This is a genomic window from Streptomyces sp. x-19 (genome assembly GCF_046549115.1).
Classification (GTDB): Bacteria; Actinomycetota; Actinomycetes; order Streptomycetales; family Streptomycetaceae; genus Streptomyces; species Streptomyces albulus_C.
Map to the genome: position 1 here is coordinate 1 of NZ_JAJPWK010000082.1, position 2,550 is coordinate 2,550.

A 2,550-nucleotide genomic window follows, 5' to 3' on the forward strand; every position below is an offset into this window, starting at 1 on the left:
AACTCCATGGCGTAGAGGAAGCCGGCCGCCCGGGTCGCCGTGGAGCGGGGCATCTCGACGACGCCCATGACCGTGCCCAGCTGCCCGGTGTGGGTCTGGCCGGTCATGACGTAGTGGAAGGCCACCATGCGCCTGTCCGGAACGACGTCGTCGCAGAAGTCGTCAGCGGTAGCGGTGTGCTTGGAGGACATGCGGGCTCCTCAGTGGCGGTAGAGGTGGGCGGGGTGCTCGGCGGTGGTCTCCTGCCAGCGGCGGTTCTCCGCGGCGTCGACGTACTTGACGCGGACCGTGAAGGAGCAGTCCGGGTCGGAGCAGCGGTACGTGGTCGTGCCGAAGCGGTCGACCACGGTGCCGACGACCCAGACGGTCGTGGCGAGACAGGCCAGCGCACAGGCGACGATCAGCGACAGCGGCACGCCGTAGGAGGCCAACTTGGTACCGATGGAGACGGCGTTGGCCACCCCCAGCACAGCGCTGACGGTGACGACGAGCCGAGAGACAGTCGTACGGGACATGGGTCTCCGTTCAGGCGGCGAGCGCGGGGGACTCCGCGCAGGTCAAACAGGTACCGAGCGAGGTGGGGAGGGTGTAGCCCGCGTCCCGCCGGCAGCAGGGGCACCACCGGCGGGCGGCCAGGGCCTTGGCGACGGCTGCCCATCGGGCCGGGGTCATCGGCCGGACCGGCCGGGCGAGGTCGAGGCGGTAGAGGTAGGCGGCCCGCACCCCGCGGTGGCGGGAGTGCCACAGGATCTGTGCGGCGACGGGCTGGCCGCCGGGCCGCAGGCCCGCCGCGCGGAGCTGTCGGCGGGTGGCCAGCCCGTCGGGGGCGAGGCGGTAGGGGTAGGTGGGGATGCCGTAGCGGGCCCCGTCGGGGTCCCAGAACCGCGGGCCGGGCATCAGCGACGGTCGGGGCGGGGCATGGCGCGGCACCTTTCGGCGTGGGCCTGGGCGCGCGACTGAAGGTCCGGCAGCACCTCGTCGATCTTCCGCTCCTTCTCGGCGACGGAGTCGGTGTAGAACGTCTCGGGGTCCTCGTGGTCCTGCCACGGGCACCGCTCACCTCCGCAGGTAGCCCGCAGCAGGCCGCTGTCGTAGCGGAGGTCGATGACGGCGTTGGCGACGGTGAGGTAGCGCGCGATAACACCCTCCGGCCATGCGGCCTGGGTGCTGGCGATGATGCTCATGTGGGTCTCCTAGCTGGCGATGGCGGTGGGGAAGGCGGCGAGGTAGGGCTCGCGGGTGCGGACCCGGCTGCGTGCGGTGCGTGCGGTGGACTCGGAGGAGCCGAGGCCGACGGTGGCCATGGCGCCGGTCATCCGGGCGCTGCTCGGCTGGGTGAAGTCCGTGCCGTACAGGGCGCGGATCAGTTGGTCGACGCGGTTGGGGTAGATCACCGGCATGCACAGGTCGACGGCCGTCGACGCCGCCTCGACGCCGCCGGCCGGGCCGTCGAGGGGCTCCGGGGCGGGGCCGACGCCCATCGACGGGGCATCGACGGACTCTGCCGGCAGCGCCGGTTCGGGCACCGACCTGTCGAGTGTCGGAGCCGGGTCGACGACCGGCCCGGTGACCGCGGTGGTGGTGTCGTCGACGGGCGTCGAGGGGGTGTCGACGGGTTCGGCGGTGGTGTTGACGGGGGTGGTGATGCGGGCGGCGAGGTAGGAGTGGACTTGCCGCATCAGTGCGCCGAACGCGAGGAGCGCGGCGACGGGTGGGACGGCGGCGACGACGTAGTCGAGGCCCTGGGCGTGCTCGCCGACGCCGGCCACGTTCAGGGCGATGGAGCCGCCGGACCCGGCGGCTGCCAGGACGATGGCCCACACGTCGACCCGCTGGGCCAGGGAGGCGCGCAGGATGAGCAGTTCGCCGATGACGATGAACAGGTCGACCGTCGCGGGCCAGGCCCAGGACCTCGCGGTCGCGTCGGCCATGCCGTGACGGGCGGCGACGTCGTGCAGGTGCTCGTAGGAGAGCCAGAACGCCGCCGCCGTGAGGACGACCGTCAACGCGCCCGCGAGGATGGCGATGATGTAGCCGATGTCGACGGGCGTCGAACGCTCTTTGACGCCCGTCGACCGGCCGTCGACGTGGGGTGAGGAACCGACGTCGGCGGCGGCGGTTGCGTCGCTCATGCCTCGGTCTCCTCGGGCTCGTAGACCATGCCCAAGTGCCACAAGTGGCCGCTGGCCTCCTGGAGATAGCCGCGCAGTTCGGTCAGGGCGACGTCCGCGTCGACGAGCGCGGCCTGGGCGCCGTAGGCGTGAATGCCGGGTGCGGTCCCGTCGTCCGGGGCGAGCCGTCCGGCGGCCAGGTCGCGCAGCACGCGGCCCTCGATGTGGTCGATCGCCTGCTGCAACCGCGCACACATCTCCACCAGGGCGACCGCGGCGCGGCTGGCCTCGGGCGTGCTGTCGTACCCGCCGGCCATGGCGCCGTGGTTGTGTTGGCGCACTGCCTCGGAGGCGGCCTGCAGCTGCTCGGCGGGGCTCAGGGACTCGCTCATGCTGCCTCTCCCGTCCCTGCGGGCTGTACGTCCAGGGCGGCCAGCAA

The 2,550-nt window shown here is 72.5% G+C and carries 6 protein-coding genes; all 6 read right to left on the bottom strand.

The features are described 5' to 3' along the window. Nucleotides 1-191, bottom strand: a 191-nt coding sequence (locus tag ACLJT4_RS42225) for a hypothetical protein (protein ID WP_411130470.1), incomplete at its 3' end; no start/stop codon positions are given. 9 nt (nucleotides 192-200) lie between these two features. After that, complete coding sequence (locus ACLJT4_RS42230; RefSeq protein ID WP_411130471.1) at nucleotides 201-515, bottom strand: hypothetical protein; 315 nt, start codon at nucleotides 513-515, stop codon at nucleotides 201-203. Nucleotides 516-525: 10 nt separating this feature from the next. Next, nucleotides 526-897, bottom strand: coding sequence for an RRQRL motif-containing zinc-binding protein (locus tag ACLJT4_RS42235; RefSeq protein WP_411130472.1), 372 nt, complete (start codon nucleotides 895-897; stop codon nucleotides 526-528). Further along, nucleotides 897-1,184 (bottom strand): hypothetical protein, encoded by a 288-nt coding sequence (locus ACLJT4_RS42240; RefSeq protein ID WP_411130474.1) that lies wholly within the window; start codon nucleotides 1,182-1,184, stop codon nucleotides 897-899. Before ACLJT4_RS42240 ends, ACLJT4_RS42235 begins: the two co-directional genes overlap by 1 nt. 9 nt (nucleotides 1,185-1,193) lie before the next feature. Then, nucleotides 1,194-2,132: a DUF2637 domain-containing protein gene (locus ACLJT4_RS42245; protein ID WP_411130475.1), complete on the bottom strand. Its 939-nt coding sequence runs from the start codon at nucleotides 2,130-2,132 to the stop codon at nucleotides 1,194-1,196. Then, the gene (locus tag ACLJT4_RS42250; RefSeq protein WP_411130477.1) at nucleotides 2,129-2,503 is read right to left on the bottom strand and encodes a hypothetical protein; all 375 of its coding nucleotides are present in this window, start codon (nucleotides 2,501-2,503) and stop codon (nucleotides 2,129-2,131) included. Before ACLJT4_RS42250 ends, ACLJT4_RS42245 begins: the two co-directional genes overlap by 4 nt. Nucleotides 2,504-2,550: the final 47 nt, after the last annotated feature.